Annotated in this window: 6 protein-coding genes; 1 reads left to right on the top strand and 5 read right to left on the bottom strand. The window is 34.0% G+C overall.

Going from position 1 to position 4,133, the window contains the following annotated elements; genetic code table 11:
- Positions 1–505: 505 nt before the first annotated feature.
- Both ABYT26_RS17500 and ABYT26_RS17495 read right to left on the bottom strand, forming a co-directional pair.
- Positions 506–994, bottom strand: coding sequence for a hypothetical protein (locus tag ABYT26_RS17500; protein WP_372756299.1), 489 nt, complete (start codon positions 992–994; stop codon positions 506–508).
- A gap of 22 nt (positions 995–1,016) precedes the next feature.
- On the bottom strand, positions 1,017–1,784 hold the full coding sequence (locus ABYT26_RS17495) for a hypothetical protein (protein WP_372756298.1): 768 nt from the start codon (positions 1,782–1,784) through the stop codon (positions 1,017–1,019).
- 106 nt (positions 1,785–1,890) lie between these two features.
- Between ABYT26_RS17495 and ABYT26_RS17490 the strand changes: the two genes are divergently transcribed.
- Complete coding sequence (locus ABYT26_RS17490; RefSeq protein ID WP_372756296.1) at positions 1,891–2,889, top strand: helix-turn-helix transcriptional regulator; 999 nt, start codon at positions 1,891–1,893, stop codon at positions 2,887–2,889.
- Positions 2,890–2,951: 62 nt separating this feature from the next.
- On the opposite strand, the gene ABYT26_RS17485 is transcribed toward ABYT26_RS17490, so the two are convergent.
- The 3 genes from ABYT26_RS17485 to ABYT26_RS17475 form a co-directional block, all read right to left on the bottom strand.
- Positions 2,952–3,383: a hypothetical protein gene (locus tag ABYT26_RS17485; protein ID WP_372756294.1), complete on the bottom strand. Its 432-nt coding sequence runs from the start codon at positions 3,381–3,383 to the stop codon at positions 2,952–2,954.
- A 2-nt stretch (positions 3,384–3,385) separates the two neighbouring features.
- Positions 3,386–3,766 (bottom strand): helix-turn-helix domain-containing protein, encoded by a 381-nt coding sequence (locus tag ABYT26_RS17480; RefSeq protein WP_372756292.1) that lies wholly within the window; start codon positions 3,764–3,766, stop codon positions 3,386–3,388.
- A 2-nt stretch (positions 3,767–3,768) separates the two neighbouring features.
- The coding region (locus tag ABYT26_RS17475; RefSeq protein ID WP_372756290.1) for a hypothetical protein at positions 3,769–4,133 on the bottom strand (365 nt) is incomplete at its 5' end.

The raw sequence follows: 4,133 nt of genomic DNA, 5'->3' as shown, positions 1-4,133 counted from the left end.
GTTTTATAGCACGAACCTTTATTAAATGAGCTGAACCCGCCATTATTTTTACACGTTGTTAGGCACTGTGCCTTTTACAATAGGATTACAGACCTACAAATAACAGCGAATAAAATAAATGATATAGGCATTGTGCCTAACTCCTTAATAAGCACAATGGTGTTTATTTCGCTAATGGATCCTGAAAATTTGTGATTAATCTTACAGATTAAAAACACAGAACTGTTCGAAAGTATAAATTTATTATGAGTAATTAACGTGTCAAGTTTGCCAAGTTTAATTCAATGAAGGTATAAAACCTGATAAGTTGTTTTCTTTAGGAAGGAGGCGTTCTTTTATGAGGTTTTACGGGTACTGTTTTTTCGTCATAGCTTTACCTATTGAATTTAAAAATCATTTATTTGTTTATTCAGTTTCTACCATGACCAAGTGATTGAACATCGTGAAATATTAAGAGAAGCTCTCTCATTAGAGAGCTCTCCATTTTAACAAGTTTTTTCCCGAACTAGTAAACCAACTTATCGTATGTGTATTTCTGCATAGAATAGTCATAAGGGTATTCACGAACGGCCTTCGCTTTTGCAGAGTAATTGGTCACCGAGTTCATGTAATTCTTTGCTCCCAATTGCTTATCGTAGGTGTACTTTTGCATGGTGTAATCACTTGGGTATTCGCGAAGAGAAAATTGCTTTACTTCCCGATCGGAGACTGTTTTCATGTAATTTTTAGCAGCCAACTGCTTGTTGTAGGTATATTGCTGCATAGAGTAATCGTTGTAATACTCTCTTAATGCAATTTGTTTTACTTCCGAGTCGCTTACTGTTTGCATGTAGCGATAGGCGGATAACTGTTTTTTATAGATGTACTCTTGCATGCTGTAATCGGAAGGATACTCACTCTTCGCGAATTCTCGAATTTTCGATTCGATGGATTGAGCGACTATTGCACTCACTGAGAGTAGCAGCAATCCAATAACTAATATTGATTTTTTCATGATAGATTGATTTTTATTAGCACTATTTTTCTAGATATTTCCACGTTTCCTCTTTGTGCATCAGCTCTGATTTGTCTTTGAATACAATAAGAAGAGCTTCCACTTTTAAGCCTGCCATCAAAAAGTCTCGCTCGACTTTTTCATCGGCTTTTTCTTTTCCTAATTCTTCCCTTAATGCCTTTCTCGCATTAACAGGCACTTTTGTGTACATAAATTCGGCTACATCATTGTATTTTTCGGTGGTTGAGACATCTAGCTCTCCTTTAAAATCACCAGCTACCTGATCGGTTAATTTGGATTTCTCATTGAAGAATTCCGAATCATACTTGTTCACATACTTGTAGTTCAACACCAGGTAAAGAATTTCTTTATCAAACTGATTATTGAATTTCAATTTCATATTTAAATACCCTTTGTACTTATCAATAGAAAGGGTTTGCGCGTCCACTAAACTGATAAAGTTTTTCAGCTTCTTATTGTTTTCACGAATGAGTAATTTGGCTGTTCGAATAGAATCGAAATCAACAGACAAGTCATCAATTTCCTCTTTAAATGTTGAGCATTTTAATTGATCCCCTTTCAAGGCTTTTCCTAATTCTGAAAAATTAACAAGCGTTTCTAACTTATCGGTGATGTAGTCTTTTTTCATGGAACTATAATTTTCGTTTGCATTAAGGAGTTCCTTTACTGCAGGAAGATCTTCCTTGCTTAATGGTTTTTCCATTGTGTTGGTGCAGGCAGTCATGAATAAGATTGCCACAAGCATTAGGTCTAAAATTTTTTGTTTCATTTGATTTTAGTTTTAGTAATAGATTTCAATACCCATTTTATTCTAAAAACAAATGTCTACCTTAGCGATGCAGTCTTTTTGCACCTGCAAATAAAAAAACATAAGAATGCCGATTAATAAAAATGCAAGCTACCGCTACCGACTCATTGATAGTTGTTTATCGCAGAAATATAAAAAATGGAGGTATAAGGATCTGTTGGCTCATGTTTCAACAAAAATTGCTGAAGAATTTGATATTGAGAAAGGAATCAGCAAACGACAGTTTGACTACGATATTCAATTGATGCGTAAGGATGCTCCCGAAGGATTTGGAGCGCCCATTGTACGAATGAATGAGGAGATTTATTACGAGAAACCCGATTTTTCCATTCTCAACCAGCCATTGCGAGAAGATGAAAAAGCTCAATTATACGAAGCTCTTGGAGTTCTGGGCAGATTTGAAGGCATGCCTCAATTTGAATGGATGGTAGATATCCGCACCAAATTGGGCTTGGGTTTAGAGTCATTAAAAGCAGAGCTAGTTCAGTTTGAGAGTAATCCCTATCTGGAAGGACGTGAATATCTAAGTTCGCTTTTTGAACACATCCGACAGAAAAACACCATTGAAATCTCTTATCAATCATTCCGATCAGAGTCTGTGGAATCGTTTCCTTTTTCGCCCTATTTGCTGAAAGAATACAACAACCGCTGGTTTCTGTTTGGGCATCGGGAAGGAATTGATATTCTCTATAATGTTCCCCTGGATCGGATCAAAAACATTACAAATTCTGATTACCCATTTATTGAGAATAAGACCCTTGACTTTAGTGAGTATTTTGAAGATGTAATTGGCGTAAGCGTAATGCTCGAAAGAGAAATTGAAAAAGTTGTTCTTCGCGTTTCAGCTCAACATTATCCGTACATTAAAACCAAGCCTTTACATGGTAGTCAGAAAGAAATAGAGGTGAACGACACGACTGCCACCTTAAGCATAGAAGTGATCCCCAACTTTGAATTGGAGAAAAAGATTTTTGCGATGAGTGATGATGTTGAAGTTCTTAAACCAGCCTGGTTTCGCGAGAAAGTAAAAAATAGGATTGAAAATTTGTGGGGAAAATATTTGTAGATATGCAAAAGAAATGCTCTTCGATTTAAAAACGAAGAGCATTCTATTCTAGTAGAATTATTTTATTTTTTAGGATTTGCCATATCTTCAATTATCTCGGTAGGATTAATGATAGGCAAATAAATTTTATTCATAAAACTTCCAATCGTTCTGTTCAATATTATTCCTCTGATGGTTGAAAAGGAAACTCCTAAAACAGTAGCTAAGATTGTTTTATTCTCCAGATCCAAATCCTCTTTTTTCACAAATTCAAAAACAGTATCGACATCAATTTTTAAAATTTCCTTTTTCTTGTATAAATAAGTAATCACAAAGTTTACCTTAATTAGGTTCAGTTTTTTATTGAAGCCAAAACCTGGCTGAATATTAAATTCAACTAAATTAGGATCGAAATCCTGAATTTCTTCTTCAGATAAATTTTGTTCAGAAAACGAATTTGTTTTTAGATCAACTATCTTAAAAGGAAATCTACGTAGCAATTCTTTATTTTCCATTGTCAGGCTTTTTTTAGGTCAAACTGTTCAAATTCTGCATTTTGTAAAGACACAGAAGATGAGCTATTTTTATATTTAAGAGGTTCCATGTGTACCACTTTCATTTGATTCGTTTTTTTAGATTCTATGTTCTCAAACGATTCGAAGTTAATAACTGGCACTTTTCCAATTGCTAATGATAACTCAACTAGCTTTGAAATTTTATAATCAAAATCCCCATTTAAAACCTGTGAAATATATCCTTTAGATACACCTAATTGCTTTGCAAAAGCAGAGCGTGTCATTTCATTTGTTTCTAAATATTCTGTTAATTGTCGGTATAACTCGTTTTGAATTTTACTTACATTATACCCTTTGCTTCTAATTAGCTTTTCTCTTTTCATAACTATAAGGTGTTAATGTATTTGTCTTTAATCGATCGAAACTTTTTAATATCTTTTTTTTGACGATTTTTATAGCCACCCATTATCACTACTTTTCCATCAGGTGCCTTAATTGCATAAACTCTGAGGTGTTTCGATTTAAACTCATATTCCTTGAATTTTTCTTTTTTACTGATTGTAATGTCACGGAATTTTTCTTTGGGTAATAGTTTGTTATCGGCAACATCCTCCATTAAGCTATAGATAGCATATAATTCCTCCTCATACTGTCCTTTACTTTCAATTTCCTCTTCAAATTCATCAAACATACACGATTCATCTATATGTAGCTTATAGATGTTCTGTTTGCCTTCAATGCCTTCTATTT

The organism is Labilibaculum sp. (assembly GCF_041595635.1).
Classification (GTDB): domain Bacteria; phylum Bacteroidota; class Bacteroidia; order Bacteroidales; family Marinifilaceae; genus Labilibaculum.
The sequence above is the reverse complement of the archived record's forward strand: the minus strand, read 5'-3'. Positions and strand labels throughout refer to the sequence as shown.